Annotated in this window: 22 protein-coding genes; 5 read left to right on the top strand and 17 right to left on the bottom strand. The window is 64.1% G+C overall.

The annotated features are described in order from the left end of the window. Nucleotides 1–59 precede the first annotated feature (59 nt). Nucleotides 60–1,001 (top strand): AEC family transporter, encoded by a 942-nt coding sequence (locus QA643_RS21745; RefSeq protein ID WP_283027949.1) that lies wholly within the window; start codon nucleotides 60–62, stop codon nucleotides 999–1,001. 12 nt (nucleotides 1,002–1,013) lie between these two features. On the opposite strand, the gene QA643_RS21740 is transcribed toward QA643_RS21745, so the two are convergent. Genes QA643_RS21740 through QA643_RS21715 form a run of 6 tightly spaced genes read right to left on the bottom strand, consistent with a single transcriptional unit; the run spans nucleotide 1,014 to nucleotide 5,635 of the window. Continuing rightward, a complete protein-coding gene (locus QA643_RS21740) occupies nucleotides 1,014–1,889 on the bottom strand; it encodes an amidohydrolase family protein (RefSeq protein WP_283027948.1) in 876 nt (291 codons plus the stop codon). A 24-nt stretch (nucleotides 1,890–1,913) separates the two neighbouring features. Further along, nucleotides 1,914–2,297, bottom strand: a complete 384-nt coding sequence (locus tag QA643_RS21735; RefSeq protein ID WP_283027947.1) for a RidA family protein — start codon at nucleotides 2,295–2,297, stop codon at nucleotides 1,914–1,916. Nucleotides 2,298–2,322: 25 nt separating this feature from the next. After that, the gene (hpaH, locus tag QA643_RS21730) at nucleotides 2,323–3,126 is read right to left on the bottom strand and encodes a 2-oxo-hept-4-ene-1,7-dioate hydratase (protein ID WP_283027946.1); all 804 of its coding nucleotides are present in this window, start codon (nucleotides 3,124–3,126) and stop codon (nucleotides 2,323–2,325) included. Next, nucleotides 3,127–3,981 carry a fumarylacetoacetate hydrolase family protein gene (locus QA643_RS21725; protein ID WP_283027945.1) on the bottom strand — a complete coding sequence of 285 codons (855 nt, stop codon included), beginning with the start codon at nucleotides 3,979–3,981 and terminating at the stop codon, nucleotides 3,127–3,129. A gap of 50 nt (nucleotides 3,982–4,031) precedes the next feature. Continuing rightward, a complete protein-coding gene (locus tag QA643_RS21720) occupies nucleotides 4,032–4,649 on the bottom strand; it encodes a flavin reductase family protein (protein WP_283027944.1) in 618 nt (205 codons plus the stop codon). A gap of 8 nt (nucleotides 4,650–4,657) precedes the next feature. Then, nucleotides 4,658–5,635 (bottom strand): tripartite tricarboxylate transporter substrate binding protein, encoded by a 978-nt coding sequence (locus QA643_RS21715; protein ID WP_283027943.1) that lies wholly within the window; start codon nucleotides 5,633–5,635, stop codon nucleotides 4,658–4,660. A gap of 170 nt (nucleotides 5,636–5,805) precedes the next feature. Here QA643_RS21715 and QA643_RS21710 point away from each other — a divergent pair, with 170 nt between their 5' ends. Continuing rightward, nucleotides 5,806–6,600, top strand: a complete 795-nt coding sequence (locus tag QA643_RS21710) for an IclR family transcriptional regulator (RefSeq protein ID WP_283034878.1) — start codon at nucleotides 5,806–5,808, stop codon at nucleotides 6,598–6,600. A gap of 171 nt (nucleotides 6,601–6,771) precedes the next feature. On the opposite strand, the gene QA643_RS21705 is transcribed toward QA643_RS21710, so the two are convergent. From QA643_RS21705 to QA643_RS21660, 10 genes are all read right to left on the bottom strand, one after another. Beyond that, on the bottom strand, nucleotides 6,772–7,866 hold the full coding sequence (locus QA643_RS21705; RefSeq protein WP_283027942.1) for a histidine kinase dimerization/phosphoacceptor domain -containing protein: 1,095 nt from the start codon (nucleotides 7,864–7,866) through the stop codon (nucleotides 6,772–6,774). Next, nucleotides 7,863–8,303, bottom strand: coding sequence for a response regulator (locus tag QA643_RS21700; RefSeq protein WP_283027941.1), 441 nt, complete (start codon nucleotides 8,301–8,303; stop codon nucleotides 7,863–7,865). The genes QA643_RS21705 and QA643_RS21700 overlap by 4 nt, the downstream gene beginning before the upstream one ends. After that, complete coding sequence (locus QA643_RS21695) at nucleotides 8,300–9,832, bottom strand: ATP-binding protein (protein ID WP_283027940.1); 1,533 nt, start codon at nucleotides 9,830–9,832, stop codon at nucleotides 8,300–8,302. Before QA643_RS21695 ends, QA643_RS21700 begins: the two co-directional genes overlap by 4 nt. Before the next feature lie 111 nt (nucleotides 9,833–9,943). Beyond that, complete coding sequence (gene accC / locus QA643_RS21690; protein WP_283027939.1) at nucleotides 9,944–11,305, bottom strand: acetyl-CoA carboxylase biotin carboxylase subunit; 1,362 nt, start codon at nucleotides 11,303–11,305, stop codon at nucleotides 9,944–9,946. Nucleotides 11,306–11,329: 24 nt separating this feature from the next. Next, complete coding sequence (accB, locus tag QA643_RS21685) at nucleotides 11,330–11,824, bottom strand: acetyl-CoA carboxylase biotin carboxyl carrier protein (RefSeq protein ID WP_283027938.1); 495 nt, start codon at nucleotides 11,822–11,824, stop codon at nucleotides 11,330–11,332. An 80-nt stretch (nucleotides 11,825–11,904) separates the two neighbouring features. Continuing rightward, nucleotides 11,905–12,384: a type II 3-dehydroquinate dehydratase gene (gene aroQ / locus QA643_RS21680; RefSeq protein WP_283027937.1), complete on the bottom strand. Its 480-nt coding sequence runs from the start codon at nucleotides 12,382–12,384 to the stop codon at nucleotides 11,905–11,907. 372 nt (nucleotides 12,385–12,756) lie between these two features. Next, complete coding sequence (locus QA643_RS21675) at nucleotides 12,757–13,557, bottom strand: DUF1236 domain-containing protein (RefSeq protein WP_283027936.1); 801 nt, start codon at nucleotides 13,555–13,557, stop codon at nucleotides 12,757–12,759. A gap of 155 nt (nucleotides 13,558–13,712) precedes the next feature. After that, nucleotides 13,713–13,907, bottom strand: a complete 195-nt coding sequence (locus QA643_RS21670; protein ID WP_283027935.1) for a hypothetical protein — start codon at nucleotides 13,905–13,907, stop codon at nucleotides 13,713–13,715. 20 nt (nucleotides 13,908–13,927) lie between these two features. Beyond that, nucleotides 13,928–14,695, bottom strand: a complete 768-nt coding sequence (locus QA643_RS21665) for a DsbA family protein (RefSeq protein ID WP_283027934.1) — start codon at nucleotides 14,693–14,695, stop codon at nucleotides 13,928–13,930. A 149-nt stretch (nucleotides 14,696–14,844) separates the two neighbouring features. After that, a complete protein-coding gene (locus QA643_RS21660) occupies nucleotides 14,845–16,251 on the bottom strand; it encodes a M48 family metalloprotease (protein ID WP_283027933.1) in 1,407 nt (468 codons plus the stop codon). Nucleotides 16,252–16,498: 247 nt separating this feature from the next. Here QA643_RS21660 and QA643_RS21655 point away from each other — a divergent pair, with 247 nt between their 5' ends. From QA643_RS21655 to QA643_RS21645, 3 genes are all read left to right on the top strand, one after another. After that, complete coding sequence (locus QA643_RS21655) at nucleotides 16,499–17,686, top strand: aminotransferase class I/II-fold pyridoxal phosphate-dependent enzyme (protein WP_283027932.1); 1,188 nt, start codon at nucleotides 16,499–16,501, stop codon at nucleotides 17,684–17,686. A gap of 54 nt (nucleotides 17,687–17,740) precedes the next feature. Further along, nucleotides 17,741–18,358: a biotin transporter BioY gene (locus QA643_RS21650; RefSeq protein WP_283027931.1), complete on the top strand. Its 618-nt coding sequence runs from the start codon at nucleotides 17,741–17,743 to the stop codon at nucleotides 18,356–18,358. 112 nt (nucleotides 18,359–18,470) lie between these two features. Next, nucleotides 18,471–19,802 carry a dicarboxylate/amino acid:cation symporter gene (locus tag QA643_RS21645; protein WP_283027930.1) on the top strand — a complete coding sequence of 444 codons (1,332 nt, stop codon included), beginning with the start codon at nucleotides 18,471–18,473 and terminating at the stop codon, nucleotides 19,800–19,802. Between the two features lie 80 nt (nucleotides 19,803–19,882). Here QA643_RS21645 and QA643_RS21640 read toward each other — a convergent pair whose 3' ends face one another. Next, nucleotides 19,883–22,981 (bottom strand): Rne/Rng family ribonuclease, encoded by a 3,099-nt coding sequence (locus tag QA643_RS21640; RefSeq protein ID WP_283027929.1) that lies wholly within the window; start codon nucleotides 22,979–22,981, stop codon nucleotides 19,883–19,885. Between the last annotated feature and the right edge of the window lie 375 nt (nucleotides 22,982–23,356).

The following is a 23,356-nucleotide window of genomic DNA, read 5'->3' as shown; positions in this document are numbered from 1 at the left end:
AACGGCAATTGGTGCGAACGACGGTCGCTCCCGGCCGATTTCCGACGGATGGGCAGGGCATGAGCGCTGTATTGATCGTTGTTCCCGTGTTCGCCCTGATAGCCGCCGGCTATGCGGCGGTAGCGCTCAAGTTCATCTCACCGACGGCGAACAAGGGTATCGCCGAGTTCGCCTTCAGCATCGCCATCCCGGCGCTGTTGTTCCGGATCGTGGTCGTCGCCGAATTTCCGGCCGTCAACGCCTTCTCGGTGTGGGGTGCTTACTACGGGGCGACGGCGATCACCTGGATCGTCGCGCTCCTGGTGTCATCCCTGCTTCGGCAGTCCCGGGCCGACGGCGTGGTGCTTGCGATCGGCTCGATCTACGGCAACATCGTGATGCTCGGCCTGCCCCTGACATTATCGGCGCTGGGCAGCCAGGCCGCCGGCTCGATGGCCTTGATCCTCTCCGTCAACACACCGCTGCTCTGGCTCTGCGGCACGCTGCAGATGGCGTGGGCGGAACGAAAGTCTTCGGAGAGCGCGCCGCTTTTGGTGCTGCGGGCCGTGCGGGAGATTGCACGAAACCCGATCATGCTCGCGCTTGGCTTCGGCTTTCTTTGGCGTTTCACCGGCCTCGGGCTGCATCCGGTTGCTGATAAGACGCTGGAGCTGCTGGCACAGGCGGGCTCGCCGACCGCGTTGATCGCGCTCGGCATCAACCTGTTCGGCTTCAGGATCAAGGGGCAGGCGCTGGCGATGATGCTGATGTGCGCGCTCAAGCTCGTGGCGATGCCGGCGATTGCCGCGATCCTCGCGTTCTACGTTCTGGCCTTGCCGCCGATTTCGGCGGCGGTCGTGGTTCTGTTTGCCGCAATGCCGACCGGCGCCAATGCCTACATCTTCTCGGCGCAGTACGGACGTCTCACCGAGGCCGTCTCCGGCGCCGTCGCGCTCGGCACGACTTTGGCGGCGGTGACGCTGCCCGTGGTCGTGTCCTTCGTGACGGCCGCCCCGCGCTAGGCGCTATGCGAGCTAGTTCTCGAACCCGAACAGTTTTGCCGGGTTGGTGACCAGGATTCGCTTCAGCTCTGAGTCGTCAGCCACGTAGCGGTAAAACAGCTCGAGCAGGTCGGCATCGTTCGGCGGCTGCACCACCGAGACCGGATGCGGCCAGTCGCTGGCCCAGACGCAGCGGTCGGGAGCGGCTTCGATATAGGCGCGCGCGATCGGAATGACGTCGTTCCAGGGCGGGCCCTTCTTCGATGTCTTTTCGCCGAGCGACAACATCATCCAGAAATTGCCCTTCGACAAAAGCTCCAGCATTTTCTGCAGGTTTGGATCGTCCTTGCCGCGCGCGGGATCAGGACGGGCCATGTGATCGATCAGCACGGGGACGTCGAGGTTTTCGTATTTTGCGGCGCTGGAGACGATGCCGTCCTTCTCCGGTTGGATTTTTGCGTACCAGCCGAGTTCGCGGATTCGCGCGATCGCGCGGGCAAAATCCTTGTCTGACAGCACCGCGCCGAGTTCCTGCCGGAAGCTGAAGCGGGCGCCGCGCACGCCGGCATCGTGCAGCTTGGCGAGATAGGCATCATCGGCCTCGGCAAACACCAGTGCGTTGGCGCAGCCGCGATAGTTCGGCCCCATCGCCGCGAGCGCATCGAGCACGACGGCATGATCGGCGCCATAGGTTGTGGTCTGCACGATGATGCCGCGCTCGATGCCGAGTGCCTTGTGGACGCGCAGCGCGGCTTCCCAGGTCGCCGACGGCATCTGGTAAGCGGCACCCGGCCGCACCGGATATTTTTCCAGCGGGCCCAGCACGTGAAACTGGCTGTCGATGCTCTTCGGCGGCGGCAGTTTTGACGGGCGGCGCGGGTTCGGATCGAACGGCAGATAGGTCGGCATGTCAGGTTCCTTGTAGAATAGCGGTCAGCCGATCACGGCAGTGAAATCGCATTGCACGAGCGCGCCGTTCTCCATGTCCATCTGCAGCGCATGGCGGGCAGGGCGGGAATGCTCGTCGGGAAACATCTTCAGCCATTCGACATTGACAGGCGCGCGCTGCTTGCGGTCCTGCAGCCACACCGTCATCTTGATGATGTCGTCGGTGGTGCCGCCGCCGGCTTCGACGATCGCTTTCATGTGCGCGAACATGTTGGCGCACTGGTCCTCGATGCGCTCGGGCATCGCGCCGGTGGCGGGGTCGCGTCCGAGAATGACGCCTGACATCAGGAGGTTGCCGATGCGGCAGGCGTTGGGAATGGGGTTGGCGTGCTTGAACTCGCCGATATGAATGCTCTTGCGCCGTGTCATCTTGTTCTCCGCAAACGCTTTCGCTTCAAATGAACTGGCAGGACACTGAGCCGAACCGGCCGTAATCGGCATGAAAGGTGTCGCCTTTGGTGATCTCGACCGGGCGGGTGAACGAGCCGGCCAGCACCACTTCGCTGGCTTCGAGATATTCGCCCTGGGCAGCGAGGCGATCGGCGAGCCAGGCCACGCCGTTGGCGGGATGGTTGAGCACGCCGGCCGCGATGCCGGTTTCCTCGATCTGGCCATTGCGGAACAGCAGCGCGCCGATCCACCGCAAATCAGCGTCGAGCGGGCGGATCGGCCGGCCGCCGACGACGAGGGCCGCATTCGCCGCATTGTCCGAGATTGTGTCCATCACCTTGCGCGGCGCCTTGGTGACAGGGTCGACGCGATGCATCCGCGTTTCCAGGATTTCGAGCGCCGGCGTGACGTAGTCGGTGGCGTTGAGCACGTCGAACAGCGTGCAACCGGGCCCCTTCAGCGGCGTTTTCAGCACGAAGGCCAGCTCGACCTCGATGCGCGGCGCGCGAAAACGGTCGAACGGGATCGGCGACGCATCGGGATAGAACATGTCGGCGAACAGCACGCCGTAATCGGGCTCGGAAATGCCCACCGCATTCTGCATCGCTTTCGACGTCAGGCCGATCTTGTGACCCTTGACGACCCGTCCGCGCGAGAGCTGCAGCCTGGTCCAGGCGCGCTGAATGGCGTAGGCGTCCTCGATGGTGAGATCAGGATATTCGCTCGTGAAAGCTGAGATCAGCGACTTAGAGCGCTCGGCCTCATCGAGCCGCTGTGCCAGACGTTCGACGGTTTGCTGGTCGAGCATCTATTGCTCCGCTGTCACGGTGTTGCGGAGGATGCCGATCTTGCTGGACTCCACCTCGACGACGTCGCCGACCTTGAGCCAGCGTGGCGGCGTGAAGCGGGCGCCGGCGCCGGTCGGGGTGCCAGTCGCGATCATGTCGCCAGGCTTCAAGGTGGCGAAGGTGGAGAGGTAACTGATTAGGTAGTCGAACGGGAACATCAGCCGCTCGGTGGAATCGCTCTGGCGCACCTCGCCATTGACGCGGGTGATGATGTCATGCGGGCCGCGCGGATCGCATTCGTCCGAGGTGACGATCCACGGGCCGATGCTTCCCGAGCGGTCGAAATTCTTCCCCTGGGTGACGTTGAACTTGCCGTGATGCAGCCAGTCGCGAATGCTGCCCTCGTTGCACAGTGTCATGCCGAAGATGTGCTCAAAGGCGCGCTCGCGCGGGATGTGCCGACCTTCCTTGCCGATCACGATCACGAGCTCGCCCTCATAGTCGAGCTGTTCGGAGATTTTTGGCTTCTCGATCGGCTGGCCGGAGCCGACGACGGAGGAGGGGTTGCGCACGAACAGGCTCGGATATTTCGGCAGGTCCGAATTGTCCTTGTACTCGGCGTTGCGATCCCTGTAGTTGACGCCGATGCACCAGAGCTTTTCCGGGGCAGGGATCGGCGGCAGCAGAACAACGTCTTCGAGCGCATGGTCTGCCCTCTGCCCGGCAACGGCCTGACGCGCGGCGTCGAGGCCGTTTTCGGCAATCAGCGTCCGCAGGTCGGCAAACTTCGTTCGCTCGGTGAGGTCGATGATCCCGCCCGGGACGTGTGCGCCAAAGCGCGGCTTGCCGTTGGAGAGATAGCTCAGAAGATGCATGCGATCGGTCCTTCGGATCAGCGCAGCGCGAAAAGCGCGCGGGTACGCCTTCAGGATTCGGTTTTGGAAGTCTGAAATACGGGTTTTAAGGTAACGATCTCGCCAAGCCTTGCGTAACGCGGACCGGCGATGCGGGCGATCGGATCAAGCGCCTCGGTCTCGATCTTGCCGTTGTTCACCAGCCCGTCCCTGATGTGGAACACCAGCACTTCGCCGACGATCAGCCTCGATCGGGTCTCGCCGAATTCAAGGCACTGGCGAAAGCGGCATTCCATCGCGATCGGCGCCGCGACGAGACGGGGCACCTTAATGCGTTCGCCCGGCAGCGTCGACAGTCGCAATTCCTCGACCTCGCTGACATCGGGCGGATGCTCGGTGGAGCTCTCGTGCACCGCATTCATCAGGCTGGAATCGGCGATATGAACGACATACTCCTCGTTGTTGAGGATGTTCTGCGCGGTATCTTTGTAGATATTCCCCTTGCGGCCGACGCTGATGGCCAGCATCGGCGGCTTTGGCGCGACGAACGTGAACGCCGAGAACGGCGCGAGGTTGAGGACGCCGTCGCGCGAAAGGCTGGTTACCCAGGCAATCGGCCGGGGCACCACGATGCCGGTGATCAGCCGGTAGGCCGTTTCCGGATCGAGATATGCAGGATCGATCCGCATAGCTGCGCTCAGTCGGCCTTGATGTTGGCTTTGCGGACGACAGGAATCCACTTGGCGTCTTCGCGCTGGAGATAGCTCGTGAACTCCGCTGGCGTCATCGATACGGCCTCGGCGCCGAGCGCGTTGAACTTCTCGACGATGGCCGGATCTTTCAGGATCTCCGCCAGCGTTTCGTGCAGCTTGGTCACAACCTCGGGCGGCGTGCGCGCCGGCGCGAACAGGCCGGTAAAGGTCTGGCCGTCGAATTCCTTGTAGCCGAGCTCGGTGAAGGTCGGCACGTCAGGCAACCAGGAAGCGCGGTGGCTGCCAGTGACGGCGAGCGCGCGCAACATGCCGCTCTTGATGGATGGCAGGCCGACGGAGATCTGGTCGAGGGCAAACTGCACCTGTCCGCCGATCAGGTCGTTGAGCGCGGGCGCATTGCCGCGGTAGTGCACGGTCAGCCATTGCAGGCCTAGCGTCGACTGCATCAGTTCGCTGAGCAGGTGGTTGGTGGTGCCCTGACCGGGCGAGGCCATCGTCAGCTTCCCGGGATCGCGGCGGGCCAGCTCGAGGAATTCCTTGAGATCGTTCGCCGCTAGCGACGGATGCACTTCGAGCACCAGCGGCGTCATCGTGATCGAGCTGATCGGGACGAAATCCCGCTTCCAGTTATAGGCCTCGCGCTTGGCGATCTCGGGCGCGAACAGCACCGGGCCGTTGGCGCCGACGAACAGCGCATAACCGTCGGGCGGCATTTTCGCGAAGGCTTCGCCGGCAATCAGGCCGCCGGCGCCGGCCTTGTTTTCCACGATGAACGGCTGGCCGAGCTTGGCCTGAAGGCGGTCGGCGATGACGCGCGCCGCGCTGTCGACATTGCCGCCGGCCGGGTAGGGGACGATCAGGCGCACCTGCCGCGCCGGCCATTGCTGCGCGCCGGCGGGCGTGCCGAGCGAAACCGCGAACAGAGCCGAAATAGCAATGCCTGCGATTGCGAAAAACTTCATCGCATTCTCCCGAAGAGCGGCAGATCTGCCGCTGATTTTTTGCTTTGCGCGCACCCCGTCCCAGCAGTTCGCGCATTGATTGTTCCGCATCATGGATTTTGCGCTCGCCCCTTCCGCTGTCGACCAAATTGTGGTGTTTTTGTCCACATTGTGGACGTGGGATGGCGCGTATGACAAACAGCCGGTTAAGCACAAACAGGCGCGAGCCGCTTCAGGGCGGGCAGGCGATCCGCCGCGCGCTGGCGGTGCTGCGTACGCTGGCAGTTGGCGGAGAAAGAGGCGTGCCCCTGGCTGAAATCGTCCAAGCGACGTCGCTGACGCGGCCGACCGTACATCGCATCGTGCACGTGCTGATCGAGGAGGGCATCGTCGAACGCAGCGAACGTACCGGCAATTACATCGTCGGCCGCCAGGTGCCGGAACTGGCGCTGGCGCGTTCCTCGCGGTCGCCGCTGATGGTCGCGGCCGAGCCGCATCTGGCTGCGGTGTCGGCACAACTCGGCGATACCCTGTTTCTGACTCTCCGCACCGGGCTCGACACGCTATGCGTGGCGCGCCGCATCGGCAGCTATCCGATCCAGGTCCTGTCGATCGAGGTCGGCGTGCGGCGTCCGCTCGGCGTCAGCAGCGCAGGGGTTGCGATCCTCGCCGCCATGCCGGCCGCCGAGGCGCGCAAGATCGTGCTCGCCAATGAAGCGCGGTTTGGCGCCTACCGGACCGACGCGACAACCGTCCTCGGACAGGTCCAGCTTGCCCGCCGCAGAGGCTACAATCTGCGCGAGATCGGGCTCGTGCAGGGCACGAAGTCACTATCGGTCTGGATCAGGACCCCCGACGGCCAGCCGTCGGCCGCGATCACGCTGTCCGCGATCCGCAACAGGATGAATCCGCGCCGCACGATCGAAGTGGCGGATGTTCTCGTCGCCGCGGCGCGTGCCATCGAAGCGGCGACGCCACGAGATTGATCGCCGTGCGTGTCCCGGACGCGGTGCGGCCTGGGCGATGCAAAGCGTCGTCCGGTAACGCCGCCCCGCGGAGCCGGGACCCGTGGTTGCGGCGGTGTATGTGGACCCCGGATCAGCAGCGCACCATGCCGCAATGGCGGCATGCTGCGCAGCAGCCGGGGAACGTAATTACTAGCCCGCCGCGGCGCTGGCCGGCTTTATCGCCGCCGCCGGTGGGGCGCGGCGGAAGCGCAGCACGATCCGCGTGCCGTCATGGTTTGGATCGCGTTCGGCCGTGGCATCCAGCTTGGCGGCCATGGCGCTGACGATGCGCTGGCCCATGCCGGTGGAACGCGGGTCGGACTTACCGTTGAGGCCGACGCCATTGTCGGCAATGACGACGACGAGGTCTTCGCCGTCGGCCTTGAGCTCGACGTGAATCGGACCAGCGCCGTCGGGATAGGCGTATTTGACGGCGTTCATCACCAGCTCGTTGACGATGATGCCGATCGCCACGGCGCGGTCGGGGTCGATCTCGATCGGTTCGGCCTGCAGTGTCAGGCGCGACATCTTGTTGCCTTCGGCCGAACGCCGCAGGTCTTCCAGCAGAGCTTCGAGATACTGGTTCAGCAGCACGCTCTTGAGGTCGTGCGAGGTGTAGAGGCGGCGGTGCACCTGCGCGACGGCGGCGACGCGGCCCATCGCATTGGTCAGCGCCGCCTTGACGTCGTCCTGGGTCGCGGAGTTGGCCTGCAGGTGCAGCAGCGAGGCGATGATCTGCAACGAGTTGCCGACGCGGTGGTTGACCTCGCGCAGCAGCACCTCGCGTTCGGCGGCAAGCGCTGCATAGCGGTCGCGCGAGGCATGGACTTCCGCTTCGGCCTCGTCGCGGGCTTTCTGAAGCGCGGCCTGCCGCAGCGCGCCGTCGATCGCGACCTGGAGCAGCGGAATGAAATCGCCCCTGACATCCTTGACCAGATAGTCGGCGGCGCCGGCTTTCAGCGCGGTGACCGCGATCGCCGAATCCTGCGCGGCGGTGACGAACACGACGGGCGGGGCGTCCGCGATCGCCATGATCCGCTCCAACGTTTCGAGGCCGTCAAGGCCCGGCATGAATTGGTCGAGCGCAATGACATCGATGCCGCCCTGCGCGAGCCGCGCCAGCCCTTCCTCGCCGCTTGCCGCATGCACGACCTTGAAGCCTGCCCGCGTCAGGCCGCGATCGACCAGCCGGGAAAGGCCGGCGTCGTCATCGATATACAGCAGTGTGGGCGTCGCAGGTTTCATAGGGCGGTCGGGGGCACCTGAATGACGGAGAAGAATAGACCGAGCTGGCGAATGGCGTTGGCGAAACTCTCGTAGTTCACGGGCTTGGTAATATAGACGTTGCAACCGAATTCGTAGCAGCGCTTGATCTCCTGCGAATCGTCTGTGGTGGTCAGGACCACGACCGGGGTGGTCTTGAGATACTTGTTTTCCTTGACCCGCTTCAGAATGTCGATGCCGGTCGTATCGGGCAAGTTGAGATCGAGCAGGATCAGGAGGGCGCTGCCCTTGTGGTCGAGGCCCGTCCCATCCTGGCCGAACAGATAGTTCAGCGCGGCTGTACCGCTGGTGAACGGAATGATCTCATTGTTGACACCGGATCGGCGGATGTTCCGTTCGATCAGGCGGGCGTGGCCCTCATCGTCCTCGATCATGATGATAGTGACTGGATTACTCATGTCCGTGTGTTCCGGTTGGCAGACCAATTTATGGGCAACGTGATCGTGAACGTGCTGCCCTGGTTAAGTTCCGATGCGACCGACATGGTTCCTCCCAAGCGTCGCACCAAGGCGCGGACATGGGCAAGGCCGATTCCTTGTCCCGGCTTGTCCTGGGTGCCCGCGCGGCGGAACAGATCGAAAATGCGCTGATGGTCCTTGGGGTCGATGCCGCGTCCATTGTCCGATATCTCGAAAATCGCAAAGCCAAGCTTGGTGCGGCCGCGTACCGTGATTTCGCCGGGAACTCCGGTCTTGAGGTATTTCAGTGCATTATCGATCAGATTGGAGAAGATCTGCTCCAGCGCAAGGCGATCGCTGACGATGTTCGGCAGCGCCTCGACCCGGATCTGCGCCTGGGCTTCCGCCGCCTGATGCGCCACGGTGGTCACGATGGCCTCTATCAGCTCCTTGGTGTCGATCCAGACCGGCTCGAACTCGCGCCGGCCCTCGCGGGTGAGATTGAGAATCGCCGAGATCAGCCGGTCCATCTTGCCGATCGACGACTTGATGAAGACGAGCGCCTCGGAGAAGTCCTGCGAGAGCTGCTGGTCGGTACCCTCGAGCTCGGGCTCGGCGGTGTCGGTGACATTCTCTGCAGTCGCTGTCGCCGCCGACTGGGCGCGCGAGAGCTGGGCGATCCGCTTGAAGATGTCGCCGCGCAATTCCTCCAGTTCGCTGGTGAAGCCCATGATGTTTACCAGCGGCGAGCGCAAATCGTGGCTGACGATATAGGCGAAGCGCTGGATCTCGTCATTGGCTTCGCGCAAGTCGGCGGTGCGCTCGTCGATCGTGGCCTCGAGATTGAGGTGACTGTCGCGCAGCCTGGCGTCGGCCTGATCGCGCGCGCGCGACGAACGCCGCACCAGGAAGATCGCAATGCCGGCCAGCGCGATCACGAGACCTGATCCCGCTACCGTTACCAGCGCGGCCAATTGCTGCGTGCGATCGGCGGTTGCTGTGCGCATGATGAACAGCCGCGCTTCCTCGGTGCGCATCGCCTGCGCAACCTCGTGGATTGTGGTGTTGGTATCGGCGGATGCGGCTTGGCGCACCAGGCTGGTTGCCTTGGACGGTTGGCCCTGTTTGACGAAATCCATTTCCTCGGCGAACTGCCCCAGTCGGATCTCGATCGCGGACCGCAGCTTCTTGGCATGCTCGACCTGCGCGGCATTGTCGCTGATCGACTGCGTCAGCCTGTCGAGAAACGGAAGCACGTTCGCCACCGCCGCTTCGTGGCTGCGCAGAAACTCCGGTCCCGAAGTGAGCAGATAGCCGCGTGCGTCGCTCTCGGCGCGACGGAGTTCGAGCAGCAGCTCGTTGATGTGGTTTTCCACCTCGATGGTATTGACCACGCGCCCGCTGTCTTTTCGCGCCTCGTTGACGAGGACGACGGAGGTCGCGCTGATCGCCACCAGCACGAGAAATGCCGCGGCGAGCAGCAGGATTTGTCCCACGGCGCGGCGTCGGCGCTGAGCGTCAGCAGTCACGATGGTCGTCATGAAACGGAATAAGCCGCCCTGCCAGAAGGGACCCAACTCATCTCAACGCCGACGGAGGCGATGGGTTCCACGCCGGCCGGCGGGGGTTTTGGCAGCTTATCAGCCTTTATTGGCGTCAACTGGCTGGCCGGCGAGATACTGCTCGAGCCAGTGGATGTGGTAATCGCCATTAATGATATCGGTCTCCCGCACCAGGGCCCGGAATAGCGGCAGGGTGGTTTCGATGCCGTCGACCACCATCTCGTCCAGCGCCCGGCGCAGCCGCATCAGGCATTCGGCGCGGGTCTTGCCGTGCACGATCAGCTTTCCGACCAGCGAGTCGTAATAGGGCGGAATCACGTAGCCCTGGTAGACGGCGGAATCGATCCGCACGCCGAGCCCGCCGGGCGGATGGAATTGCGTGATCTTCCCTGGCGAGGGACGGAAGGTCTGCGGGTTTTCCGCATTGACGCGGCATTCGATGGCATGACCGATGATGGCGATCTCTTCCTGCTTCGCCGGCAGGTCGCCGCCGGCGGCGATGCGGATCTGCTCCAGCACGAGGTCGATGTCGGTGATGCTCTCGGTGACGGGATGCTCGACCTGGATGCGGGTGTTCATCTCGATGAAGTAGAACTCGCCGTCCTCATAGAGAAACTCGATGGTGCCGACGCCGAGATATTTCATGTCCCGCATCGCCTTGGCGCAGGTCTCGCCGATCTTGGCGCGGGCGGCGGCGGCGAGAACCGGCGAGGGACCTTCTTCCCAGACCTTCTGGTGACGGCGCTGCAGCGAGCAGTCGCGCTCGCCGAGATGGATCGCGCCGCCGCGGCCGTCGCCGAGAATCTGGATCTCGATATGGCGCGGCTTCTGCAGGTATTTTTCCAGATAGACTGAAGCATCGCCGAATGCCGATTTGGCTTCATTGCCTGCGGTGGTCAGCGCCATCATCAGGTCGTCGGCGGTTTGCGCGACCTTCATGCCGCGGCCGCCGCCACCGGCGGCAGCCTTGACCAGCACCGGGAAGCCGATCGCCTTCGCGATCGCCATGGCATCGTCATCGGAGGAGACCGCACCGTCCGAGCCGGGCACCACGGGGATGCCGAGCCGCTTGGCCGTCTTCTTGGCCTCGATCTTGTCGCCCATCAGGCGGATGTGCTCGGCCTTCGGGCCGATGAAATGCAGATTGTGGTCGGCGAGGATTTCGGCGAAGCGGGCGTTCTCCGACAGAAAGCCGTAGCCGGGATGCACGGCGTCGGCGCCGGTGATCTCGCAGGCCGCGAGCAGGGCCGGGACGTTGAGATAGGAGTCCTTGGATGGCGGCGGCCCGATGCACACGCTCTCGTCGGCAAGCCGCACATGCATGGCGTCGGCGTCGGCGGTGGAATGCACCGCGACGGTGGAGATGCCGAGCTCCTTGCACGCGCGCAGCACGCGGAGCGCGATCTCGCCGCGATTGGCTATCAGAATCTTATCGAACATCGCAGCGCCTGACGTTGACTGATCTTATTCGATAATCACGAGCGGTTCGCCGAATTCGACCGGCTGGCCGTCCTCGACGAGAATTTGCGTCACCGTGCCGGCGCGCGGCGACGGGATCTGGTTCATCGTCTTCATCGCTTCGATGATCAGCAGCGTCTGCCCGGCCGACACCTTTGTGCCGACCTCGATGAACGGCTTGGCGCCGGGCTCGGGCGCCCAATAGGCGGTGCCGACCATCGGCGAGGGGACGACGCCCGGATGCTTGGCGAGATCGGCGACCGCCGCGGGCGCGGCGGACACGGCTATAGGCGCGGCGGTGGGCTGGAAACCGGCCGGCATCGCCGCCGCCACGGTGACGTTGCGCGCGACCCGCAGCCGCAGGCCGGCGCGCTCGATCTCGATTTCGGTCAGGCTGGTCTCATCGAGCAGCAGCGCGAGTTCGCGAATGAGCGCTGAGTCGTCGCTCTTCAGATTTGCGGCTGACTTGTCCGCTGACTTGGTGTCGGGCTGGCGGGCCATGATCTCGATCCGGAATTCTCGGGTGTGGGTGCTTAACGTCAGGCTTGGTGGTTCGACGTCAGCTGTTGAGGTGTTTGAAGTCAGTTTTGCGCCTTGATGCCGAGCTTGGCGGCAAGGCCCGATATCGCAAGGCGATAACCATCGATGCCGAAGCCGCAAAGCGATGCGAAGGCCGCCATGGCGGTGTAGGAATGATGACGGAAGCTCTCGCGGGCGTGGATGTTGCTGATATGCACTTCGACGGTCGGAATCTTCACCGCGACCAGTGCGTCGTGCAGTGCGATCGAGGTGTGCGAATAGGCGCCGGCGTTGATGATGATGCCGGCCACCTTCTTTGCGTGCGCCTCGTGGATGAAGTCGATCAGCTCGCCCTCGCGGTTGGACTGCCGGCAGTCGGCCTTCAGGCCGAACTGCGCCGCGGTTTCGACGCACAGTTTTTCGACGTCGGCGAGCGTTGCATGGCCATAGGTTTGCGGCTCGCGGATTCCCAACATGTTGAGATTGGGGCCGTTGAGCACATAGATCGTCGCAGCAGAGGCTGGGGTATTTCCTTGGGCCATCCGGATTCCAGCAAAGAGGGGCGGGCAGGTCGCGGCGTTATAGGTAACAACGCGGCCAAGGGAAAGTCTTTAGGCCGCGCCAAGCCCTTTCAAGGGCCTCATCCTGTTCATAAAAAGGCGGCAAGAACCCGCTGATTCTACTGATTAACCAAGGCCGTCGAATCGCCGCGGCCGCCGCCCCGGGGTCCGATTATCAACGACTGTTGCCCTCCGGACCGTTTCGCAGGCCGAGCGCGGCGAAAGCTGTGCTGCCCAAGGGCGAAAGGAAGGCCAGAGGCGTCAATCAGGTTGTAGCGCCGTCCCTGGCCGCGGCTCTTACGGCAAAAAGGGCGGACATTGCTGTCCGCCCTCTCTTGCTGCGAAAGTCTGCGATCAGGATTCCAGAATCGCCACGATCTCATAGGTGTTCGGATCCACGATCACGATCTGCTCCTTGACCAGGATGAACTTATACCTGCGCCATTCCGGATAGATCGTCACGACACGCTCCGGCAGCGTATGGAACGTGACGTCACGCGGCACGCGGGTGCCGACCGACACCGAGAAGTTCACGTTGGTCACCGGCTGCACGCGCTGCTCCTTGATCACGCTGGTGATCTGGGTGCGCTGCTCGGTCGAGAGCTTGCCGCCCGCGCCGGCCTGACCCGTCGTTGTGCTGCTCTGGCCCGCTGCTCCGCCCTGGGTCTGGGTTTGCGACTGGGTGCGGTCCTGCTGGCCCTGAGCCTTCTGGTCGCGGTTCTGCATCTGGTCGCGGTCGCGGCCCTGGGTCGTCTGGTCACGATGCTGCGTCGTGCCCTGATCCTTCTGCATCGTGCTCGAGCCGGTGCCCTGGCCGGTGGTCTGGCTCTTCTCGGACTTCATGCCACCTTCCTTGCCCTCGGCCTTCATGTCCTTGCCGCCCTTGCCGTGCTCTTCGGCGCGCTGGCTCTTTTCAGCGCCCATCGACTTCGGCTCGGACTGCGCCCCCTTCATGCCAGATTTGCTGCTGTCATCGCGCTGCATGGCACCGCCGGACGAGGCGCCGCCCCGCTCGGAAGAAGGCGCGCTCTGCTGCGCCGCAGAACCGGCCGACCCCGCGTCGCCACGTCCCATGCCGGTACCTTGCGCGTTCGCAAAGCCGGTTCCGGCGATAAGAGCCGCCGCGGCGACCGTCATCAGAAAGCGATTACTCATCGAATATCTCCTCACGTGTCTGCATTGCCCACGCCGACAACGAAAGGAATTCCCTGATGTTCCTGATAGTTGGCGGTTCCGCCGGGTTTGTTTTGTGAATGCAGGATGAACGCGGGACCTCGGCGGAAATAGGCTTTTCCGACGCGTTGCTTTCTTCAAATTCGCAGATGTTTTTCAGCCGCAGGCCCAGTCGATTTCATCGCCGCGAGATCGAGCTGGCCGTTGCCGCCACCGAAATTGCAGCCGAAATGTTCTTCGATCTCAAGACAAGTCGCGCTGAATTTCGAGGTCCATTGGCGAGGACTTTGCCGGCAAAAAAATCCGGCTGCGCCGCAGCCGGATTTCATCACGCGTGCGAAGTCGGCTGGCTTCAGCAGGTCGCCTTGCCGCAGCGGGCGTTGCTGATCTTCTCGCGCAGGCTCTCGACGCCAACCGCGCCGATCACGACCTGCTTGCCGATGACGTAGCTCGGCGTGCCGTTCATGCCCATCGCCTCGGCGAGCTTGAAGTTCTCCTCGAGCGTGTTGCGTACCTCGGCGCTCGAGAGATCCTTCTCCAGCTTGGCCATGTCGAGCCCGGCTTCCTTGGCTGCCGCCATCGCCCGCGCCTTGTCGGCGGCGCCGCGGCCGGTGAGCAGCTTCTGGTGGAAGTCGAGATATTTCTTGCCGGTCGGATCCTGCATGCGCACGGCGACGCCAACCTGGGCGGCCTCGACCGACCCCGCGCTCAAGACCGGAAATTCCTTGAGCACGATCTTGAGCTTCGGATCGGCCTTCATCAGCTCCATCATGTCGGCCATCGCACGCTTGCAGTAGCCGCAATTGTAATCGAAGAACTCGACGAAGGTGACGTCGCCGTCCTTGTTGCCGAGCGTGACGCCGCGCGGCGAATTGAAGATGGCTTCTGCGTTGGCGGCGACGCCGGCTTCATGCTTGGCGACTTCGGCGGCGGCCTGGCGCTTGCTGAGCTCGGCCATCGCTTCTTCAAGCACCTCGGGATGCGCGATCAGGTAGTTGCGGACGATCGTCTCGATATCGCCGCGCTGCGCGTCGGTGAAGCTCTGCGCGGAAGCGGCCTGCGGTGCGCCGCAGAGCGCGAGAGCGAGCAATGCGGGGGCGAGAAGACGGAACGAGGGCATCGGTAAGTCCTTATGCAGCGGTTCCCGGACCATCCTGCTGAAGGCCGGCTCCTGGAGAATATCAGTTCGTAGCCAAGTACTGGGGCGCCAAATGCTGGTACTTCAAGCCTTTGCGACCCGGTCCGATTATAGCCGAATGCGGTTGATTTCTAGTTGCTCTTCTGGCCGGGCAGCGGCTTGGCGCTCACAATGTCGTCAGCTTTGACCCACCCGGGCGTCCCGATCGCGAAGCGCGTCTTGGCGCGCGAGGCCAGGTCGCGCGCGGTCTTGTTGTCGCCGCGAAGGTAGGCGGCCTGGGCGGAGGCCAGATCGGCCTGCGCGTAGTCGCCCTTGCGGCCATAGGCTATCGCGAGCTGGGTGTAGCCGAGCGGCGCTTCGCTCTCGCGGGCGACCGCCGCGCGCAGGATCGTGATGGCCTCGTCGGTGTAGGCGTTGTTACCGGTCGCCACCAGGGCCTGCCCGAGCATCATCTCGATCAGCGGCGAGTTGTTGGAGAGCTGGACCGCCTTCTTCAGCGGCGCAATCGCCTCCTGCGGCTTGCCACCCTCCAGCAGCGCCTGGCCGCGCACCTCATGGAAATAGGGATTGTTGGGTTGCTGCTGGATCAGGGAATCGATCTGGGCAAGCGCACTGCGCAGGTCGCCGTGCCGATAGGTTGCGATGGCATGGGCATAGCGCGACGGCAGGCTGTTGTTGGACATCGGATAGCGACGGTACACGGTGTCCTGCCGTTCCATGAACGCCGAGATTTTGGCGCGCACCATGTCGTGGCGGAGTTGCAGGGCAGGGTCGTCCTTCTTGTCCCAATAGGGGCTCGATCGCGCCAGTTCTTGTAGCGCGGCGACACGCTCGGATGGCATCGGGTGCGATTGAACGTAGGGGTCCGAGCCGCGCGCCGCAAACAGGCTTTCGTCGGTGAAGCGTTTGAAGGTCTCCCACATGCCGCGCGATGATTGGCCGGTGGTGTTCAGAAACTTCACGCCGGCCTTGTCGGCATTTTCCTCCTGCTGGCGCACATAGGAGAGCAAATTGCGGCGGATCACCTCGCCCTGCGCGGAGAACATCGCCGCGCCGGCATTGGTCAATCCACTGTTGCTGCCGCCGCCGCGCGCGCCCGCGACCATGGCGCCGGCACCGAGCAGCATGGCAATGATCATCTGGGTCTGGGCCTGCGCCATCTGCTCGCGCATCTTGGCGAGGTGCCCGCCGGCGAGGTGGCCGGTTTCATGCGCCATCACGCCGATGATCTGGTTCGGCGTCTCCGACTGCAGGATCGCGCCGTAGTTCACGAAGATGCGCCGGCCGTCTGCAACGAAAGCGTTGAACACGCTCTGGTTGATGATCACCATCTGGATGTTCTGCTTTTCCAGACCGGCGGCGCGCAGGATCGGGCGGGTATATTCCCGCAGCAACTGCTCCGTCTCAGCATCGCGGAGCACGGGCGGACCGCGGTTCTCCTGCGCCGTCGCCGCCATGGGCGCAACGACTAGCGCGAGGGCGGTGGTAAGAGCGGTGAATTTCAACGATGTCTGGCGCAGGGCGATACGGAGCTGCATGAACGGTCTTTGGCGATTGGCGGTGTATCCGGGGTTGCCCGGACGGCGGTTCGGTCTCCGATCAGATCGGAAACGGTCCAGTTGTTGTTTCCGTGCGTTTCTTCACCCGAGCTGGGGTATCACTGCATGAAGCCGGTATCACTTCGCTTGAAAACGCTATAACAAGCCACCGAATACGGCCAGTCTGGGGCGCCAACCGGTTCGGGAACCCGAATTCGAGCGGCGCACGTGCACATAGCAGATATCGATGCTGGAATCGACACTTAGAGACCGCGCAAGAGCGCTGCTGACACCCTCGGCGCGGAGCAATGTTCCACCCTTCATGGTGATGGATGTGATGGCGGCTGCCGCCCGTATCGAGAAGGCCGGCGGCCACGTGATTCACATGGAGGTCGGGCAGCCTGCGGCGCCGGCGCCACGCTGCGCGATTGCAGCGGCTCACCGAGCGCTCGACGAGGCGCGGATCGATTACACCTCGGCGCTCGGCATGCCGTCGCTGCGCGCGCGCATCGCGCGGCACTACCGCGATAGTTACGGCTGTACCGTCGACGCCGACCGTATCGTGGTTACGACCGGCTCCTCCGGCGGATTCATCCTCGCGTTTCTGTCGATGTTCGAACCGGGCGACCGGGTCGCGGTGACGGTGCCGGGTTATCCGCCGTACCGGCACATCCTGACCGCGCTGGGCTGCGAGCCGGTGCTGATCGAGACGTCGAGCGCGACACGCCACGCGCTGACCGGGGAAGCGCTGCTGGCGGCTCATCGCAAGACGCCGCTGAAGGGCGTCCTGGTCGGCAGCCCCGCCAACCCGACGGGAACGATGATGTCGCGCGAGGCGCTCACCGGCCTGATCCATGCGGCCGAGAGCGCGGGCATCCGCTTCATCTCCGACGAAATCTATCATGGCCTCGACTACGCATTTCCAGCAGTGACGGCGGCGGAGCTTTCGCCGCATGCCCTCGTCATCAACTCGTTCTCGAAATATTTCTGCATGACCGGCTGGCGGGTCGGCTGGATGGTGGTGCCGGAGCAGTTGGTGCGGCCGATCGAACGGCTGCAGCAGAACCTGTCGATATCGGTGCCGACGTTGTCGCAGATCGCGGCCGAAGCGGCGTTCGAGGGCCGCGAGGAGATGGAAGCGATCAAGCACGGCTATGAGGAGAACCGCCGCATCCTGATCGAGGGACTGCCGAAGGCCGGCCTCACCAAGTTCCTGCCCGCTGATGGCGCCTTCTACCTCTATGCCGATGTTTCGGATTTCACGTCAGACAGTTTCGAATTTGCCGGCCGCATGCTGGAGAAGGCGCATGTGGCGGCAACGCCAGGCGTCGATTTCGATCCGATCCACGGCCGCAACTTCATCCGCTTCTCCTATGCGCGCTCAGCCGACGAGATGCGCGAAGCGGTGACGCGCATCGCGCGTTGGCTGCGATAACGCAGTCAGTCTTCATCCACATCATTTCCTGTCTTCTTAACCGGGGAGCTATCCGTGTCTGCCAGAACCATGCCCGAAGCCGTTGTCCCGTCGCATTTTCCGCTTGCAGCGCTGCTGTGGCCGCATCGCGCGGACGGTTCATCCGGTGTGTTCCGTAGCGTGATCCTAATCGCGCTGGGAACGGCGCTGCTGACGTTGTCGGCCAAGGTCAATCTGCCGTTGCCCTACGTGCCGATGACGCTGCAAACGCTGGTCGTGCTGATGATCGGGGCGGCCTATGGCTGGCGGCTCGGCAGCGCCACGCTGCTCGCCTATCTCGCCGAAGGGGCGATCGGATTACCGGTATTCGCCGGCCCTGTCGGCGGTCTTGCGCCGCTCTTCGGCCCGACGGCCGGATATCTCTTCGGGTTCGTGGCAGCAGCCTTCATCACCGGCTGGCTTGCCGAACACGGCTGGGATCGATCGGTGCCGCTTCTGTTCGTTGCGATGGCACTCGGACACCTTCTCATCCTCGCCGCCGGATTTGGCTGGCTGGCATTCGGCATCAAGCTTGGCGTTGAAAAGGCGTGGCTGGTCGGCATTGCGCCGTTCATCGCGGCATCGCTGATTAAGAACGCACTTGGCGCTGCTCTGGTACCGGCGATCAGGCGGATTTTCGATTCCCGCGAATAGCCGGGACTACATCCGCCAACACCCATTGACTCCGCTCGCCCAAAGTATTTTGGCTGTGTGCGACGGATTGGCGCATGTCGACCAGTCCGCACCTTCCAAGGGAGTAAGCGTCATGGCGGCAACGATTGCGACGGAAGCGCCCGCGAGCGCGGCGAAAAAGCCCTGGTACAGGATTCTCTACGTCCAGGTGCTGATCGCCATCGTGCTCGGCGCGCTGGTCGGCTGGTTGTGGCCGGCGCTCGCGACCAATGACTGGATCAAGGCGCTCGGCGACGGCTTCATCAAGCTGATCAAGATGGTGATCGCGCCGATCATCTTCTGCACCGTGGTTTCAGGCATTTCGCATATACAAGATGCCAAGAAGGTCGGCCGGATCGGCGTCAAGGCGCTGGTCTATTTCGAGGTCGTCTCGACCTTCGCGCTTGTCATCGGCCTTCTGGTCGGTAACTTCGTCCGGCCCGGGCACGGTTTTGGCGGCAGCATGGCGAACGCGCAGGCGGTCGCCGGCTACGCCAAGCAGGCCGAAGCGCAGAAGTCGGTCGATTTCTTCCTGCACATCATTCCTGACACCGTGGTGGGCGCCTTTGCGCAGGGCGAAATCCTGCAGGTGCTGCTGTTCTCGATCCTGTTCGGCTTTGCGCTGATGGGGCTCGGCGAGCGCGGCCACACCATCCGCGCCTTCATCGATGATGCCGCGCACGCCGTATTCGGCGTCATCGCCATCGTGATGAAGGCGGCCCCGATCGGCGCGTTCGGTGCGATGGCGTTCACGATCGGCAAGTTCGGCACCGGCGCAATCCTCAACCTGCTCGGGCTGATCGCGACCTTCTACGTTACCGCGGCGCTGTTCGTGTTCGTGGTGCTCGGCGTGATCGCGCGGATCGTCGGCTTCTCGATTTTCAAATTCCTCGCCTACATCAAGGACGAGCTCTTGATCGTGCTCGGCACATCGTCGTCGGAAAGCGCGCTGCCGTCCTTGATGGAGAAGCTCGAGCGGCTCGGTTGCTCCAAGTCGGTGGTGGGTCTCGTGGTGCCGACCGGCTACTCGTTCAATCTCGACGGCACGAATATCTACATGACGCTGGCGACGCTGTTCATCGCGCAGGCGCTCGGCTTCGATCTCACCTTCGGCCAGCAATTGACCATCCTGCTGGTGGCGATGCTGACTTCGAAGGGCGCGTCCGGCATTACCGGCGCCGGTTTCATCACGCTGGCGGCCACGCTCGCGGTGGTCGATCCGCGGCTGGTGCCGGGCATGGCGATCCTCCTCGGCATCGACAAGTTCATGAGTGAGTGCCGCGCGCTGACCAATCTGTGCGGCAACGGTGTCGCCTGCGTGGTGGTATCGTGGTGGGAGGGCGAACTCGATCACGACCGGCTGATCGCCAATCTCAACAGGGAAATCGATCCGACCGACGTCGAGACCGCGATCACGACGGGATAAAGGTCACCCGGGATCGCCAAATAAAAACCGCCCGGTTTGTGCCGGGCGGTTCTTTTTTTCGCTTTTCTGTCTTCGTTTCGCTATTCGCCGCCGCCGAAACGCCGCGACCACCAGCCTGCCTTGCGTGGCGCAGCGTCAGTGGATGTCTCTTGTGCCGGCTCAGCCGGAGTGGACGCGGGCGTTGCGACCGGCTCCGGCGCGCTCGCGTTGGCGGCGGGCGCCGGTTCGGCCGGTGCGCTGGTCAGGAAGCTGACCTTCTCGCGCACGGTCGAACGCCGCCGTGCCGCAGCGCGCTCGGTCTCTTGCGCGGCTTCTTCAGCGGCCGGGACGGGTGCACTGGCGACCGGTTCCGGCTGGACGTCGGACGCAGGCTGCATCGTCGCCGGCTCAGCGACCGGCTCGGGCTGAATTTCAGTATGCACCAGGGACGGTGCGGGCTCGGCCGAGCCGCCGTCGAAATCGGCCGCCGCGTTGGCGGCTTCCGGCGCCGAGGTCGGGCCGAGCTCGTCGGCGATCGATCCGGCAAGCCCGTCTTCCGGTCCGCCACGCCGGCGGCGTCCGCCGCGCCGGCCGCGGCGGCGCGGACGCCGCTCGCCAGGAGGCTGATCGCCACGGACCACGCCCACCTGTTCGTCGCCTTCGTCCTCGTCGGTTTCAGCGTCCTCCACGGCCGCGCCTTCGACCGGCTCGCCGGCGGCGCGAACCACATCACCGTCCTCGCGCGGGGCGCCGCCTTCGCGCTGCTCGCCGCGGCCACGCCGGCGCCGGCGCCGCTTGCGACGATGACCGTCGCCTTCGCCGTCACCGGGCGCTGCCTCAGTGGCTTCGTCGGTCAGGCCTTCCGTTTCCTCGGTCTCGACCTCGGATTCGGTCTCGAAGTCGTACGCGTCGTCGTCGTCATAGGCTTCCTCGACCTGCGGCGGGAAGGCGGCAGCCTGCGCCGCCAGCAGCGCCTTGGCGGCCTCCAGCGTGTGGACCTGCTCGCCGCGGTCGATGATGTAGGACTGCTGGCCGCTGACGGTGGCGTCGGCCACAACGGCCAGCGTAACCTTGAAGGCATTTTCGAGATCGCGCAGATGGCCGCGCTTATGGTTCAGCACATAGAGTGCGACGTCGGTACGGGTGCGCACCACGAGATTGTGGGTGGCGCCCTTCATCAGGATTTCCTCGATGCCGCGCAGCAATTGCAGCGCGACCGAGGACACTGAACGCACATGGCCCGAGCCGCCGCATTGCGGGCAGGGCTCGGTCGAGCTCTCCAGCACGCTGGCGCGGATGCGCTGGCGCGACATTTCGAGGAGGCCGAAATGCGAGATCCGTCCGACCTGGATCCGCGCGCGGTCCTGCCGCAGGCAGTCGGAGAGCTTGCGCTCGACCGCGCGGTTGTTGCGCTTCTCGTCCATGTCGATGAAGTCGATGACGATGAGACCGGCGAGGTCGCGAAGACGCAATTGCCGGGCCACTTCCTCGGCCGCTTCCAGATTGGTCTTGAGCGCGGTGTCCTCGATGTGGTGCTCGCGGGTCGAGCGGCCGGAGTTGACGTCGATCGAGACCAGCGCCTCGGTCTGGTTGATGACGACATAGCCGCCGGAACGGAGCTGCACGGTCGGCGAGAACATCGCATCGAGCTGGCTCTCGACACCCATCCGCGAGAACAGCGGCTGGCCGTCGCGATACTGCTTCACCGCCCGCACGTTCGAGGGCATCAGCATCTTCATGAAGTCGCGGGCTTCCTGATAGCCGGCTTCGCCGGCGACCTGGATCTCGTCGATTTCCTTGTTGTAGAGATCGCGCAGCGAGCGCTTGATCAGCGAGCCTTCCTCGTAGACGAGGGTGGGGGCCTGCGAGCGCAATGTCATGTCGCGCACGGTCTCCCACATCCGGATCAGATATTCGAAGTCGCGCTTGATCTCGGGCTTGGTGCGCGAGGCGCCGGCGGTGCGCAGGATGATTCCCATGCCTTCGGGCACGTCGAGGTCCTGCACCACTTCCTTCAACCGCGAACGGTCCTGGGCCGAGGTGATCTTGCGGCTGATGCCGCCGCCGCGCGCGGTGTTGGGCATCAAGACGGCGTAGCGGCCGGCCAGCGACAGGTAGGTCGTCAACGCCGCGCCCTTGTTGCCGCGCTCTTCCTTGACGACCTGAACAAGCATCACCTGGCGGCGCTTGATGACTTCCTGAATCTTGTACTGGCGGCGCGGACGGAACGGGCGCTCCGGAACTTCCTCCAGAACGTCGTCGCCGCCGACGGATTCGACGACGTCCTCTTCGGCTTCCTCGGCATCGTCCTCGTCGTCATGGCCATCGTCGCCTTCCGGAGCAGGGGCGAATTCGTCCACCGCAGCCGCGGCATACCCTTCGCCGGCGTGCTCGACATGCGGCGGCTCAGCAGCATCGGCTGCATGTTCGTGCGCATCCTCATGCTCATGGTCATGATGCTCGTCGTGCGCGCCTTCCGGATGCGCGGGCTCGGCAGCCGCCTCGGCGACGGGGGCCTCGGTTGGCGTCACGGCTTCAGGTGCGGCTTCCGCAACCGGTGCTTCGCTTACCGTTTCCGCCGGTTCGCTCGAACGCGGCGCATCGTCCTCGTGGGGATCGTGCGCATGATCCGCATCGTGACCCTGCGGTTCGTGGTCGTGCGCCTCATGATCGGGATGGGCGGCATCGTCGCCATGCCCGGCCTCGTGCGCCTGCGCCTCGCCGGCATAGACGCCGTGGTGCTCATGCGGCTCGTCCTCATAGGGCTGGGGCGCCTGTGCGGGATCCTGGCCGGCATTCTCGATCACGTCGCTCTGGACGCGGTCGCCATGGCCGCGGCGGCGGGCGTTGCGGTGACGCGAGCGGCGACGATGGCTGGAGCGGTTCTCGCTCTCTTCCTCGGCCTCGCGGTGGGCGCGCTCGTCGGCCTCGATCAGCGCCTGACGGTCGGCGACCGGGATCTGATAGTAGTCCGGATGGATTTCGCTGAAGGCCAGGAAGCCATGGCGGTTGCCGCCATACTCGATGAACGCCGCTTGCAGCGACGGCTCTACGCGCGTGACCTTTGCGAGATAGATATTGCCGCGCAGCTGCTTGCGCTGGGCGGTCTCGAAATCAAATTCTTCGACGCGGTTGCCGCGGACCACAACGACCCGGGTCTCTTCCGGGTGGGTCGCGTCGATCAACATCTTGTTGGGCATTTTGGGACTCTTGACGGCGGCGGGCGCGGTGCATGGCGCGCGCAAATTGCGCGGCCCGGTGACGCGACGGTCCACCTGATTCGGGGGTGAGGGGAAGGCCAAAACGCACTTCTTGGCGCCGCGCCGAACGGGGGCCCACCAGAACAACGCAACGAGCGAAGCTTTCGCCTCGCGTCGGCGCGATCGTTCCGTGGATCCTGGTCGGCAACACAGTCTGGCGCATCAAGCGTCGGCCCGTCTGAACATGTTGGCGGAAAATGATACCGCCGTATCTATCGCTGAAAGCCCGGTTTGGCGCCTAAGCGCCTGCCGGCCATCGCATATCGGACCGTTTGGGGTCCGGATAATCAGTTTTGCCGTGTTCTCAAACCGTCC

This window comes from Bradyrhizobium sp. CB3481 (assembly GCF_029714305.1).
GTDB lineage: Bacteria > Pseudomonadota > Alphaproteobacteria > Rhizobiales > Xanthobacteraceae > Bradyrhizobium.
The sequence above is the reverse complement of the archived record's forward strand: the minus strand, read 5'-3'. Positions and strand labels throughout refer to the sequence as shown.

Coding starts and splice junctions, on each gene's coding strand:
- QA643_RS21745 (WP_283027949.1), top strand. CDS start 60: ATGAGCGCTGTATTGATCGTTGTTCCCGTGTTCGCCCTGATAGCCGCC.
- QA643_RS21740 (WP_283027948.1), bottom strand. CDS start 1,889: ATGCCGACCTATCTGCCGTTCGATCCGAACCCGCGCCGCCCGTCAAAA.
- QA643_RS21735 (WP_283027947.1), bottom strand. CDS start 2,297: ATGACACGGCGCAAGAGCATTCATATCGGCGAGTTCAAGCACGCCAAC.
- hpaH (WP_283027946.1), bottom strand. CDS start 3,126: ATGCTCGACCAGCAAACCGTCGAACGTCTGGCACAGCGGCTCGATGAG.
- QA643_RS21725 (WP_283027945.1), bottom strand. CDS start 3,981: ATGCATCTTCTGAGCTATCTCTCCAACGGCAAGCCGCGCTTTGGCGCA.
- QA643_RS21720 (WP_283027944.1), bottom strand. CDS start 4,649: ATGCGGATCGATCCTGCATATCTCGATCCGGAAACGGCCTACCGGCTG.
- QA643_RS21715 (WP_283027943.1), bottom strand. CDS start 5,635: ATGAAGTTTTTCGCAATCGCAGGCATTGCTATTTCGGCTCTGTTCGCG.
- QA643_RS21710 (WP_283034878.1), top strand. CDS start 5,806: ATGACAAACAGCCGGTTAAGCACAAACAGGCGCGAGCCGCTTCAGGGC.
- QA643_RS21705 (WP_283027942.1), bottom strand. CDS start 7,866: ATGAAACCTGCGACGCCCACACTGCTGTATATCGATGACGACGCCGGC.
- QA643_RS21700 (WP_283027941.1), bottom strand. CDS start 8,303: ATGAGTAATCCAGTCACTATCATCATGATCGAGGACGATGAGGGCCAC.
- accC (WP_283027939.1), bottom strand. CDS start 11,305: ATGTTCGATAAGATTCTGATAGCCAATCGCGGCGAGATCGCGCTCCGC.
- accB (WP_283027938.1), bottom strand. CDS start 11,824: ATGGCCCGCCAGCCCGACACCAAGTCAGCGGACAAGTCAGCCGCAAAT.
- aroQ (WP_283027937.1), bottom strand. CDS start 12,384: ATGGCCCAAGGAAATACCCCAGCCTCTGCTGCGACGATCTATGTGCTC.
- QA643_RS21675 (WP_283027936.1), bottom strand. CDS start 13,557: ATGAGTAATCGCTTTCTGATGACGGTCGCCGCGGCGGCTCTTATCGCC.
- QA643_RS21665 (WP_283027934.1), bottom strand. CDS start 14,695: ATGCCCTCGTTCCGTCTTCTCGCCCCCGCATTGCTCGCTCTCGCGCTC.
- QA643_RS21660 (WP_283027933.1), bottom strand. CDS start 16,251: ATGCAGCTCCGTATCGCCCTGCGCCAGACATCGTTGAAATTCACCGCT.
- QA643_RS21655 (WP_283027932.1), top strand. CDS start 16,499: ATGCTGGAATCGACACTTAGAGACCGCGCAAGAGCGCTGCTGACACCC.
- QA643_RS21645 (WP_283027930.1), top strand. CDS start 18,471: ATGGCGGCAACGATTGCGACGGAAGCGCCCGCGAGCGCGGCGAAAAAG.
- QA643_RS21640 (WP_283027929.1), bottom strand. CDS start 22,981: ATGCCCAACAAGATGTTGATCGACGCGACCCACCCGGAAGAGACCCGG.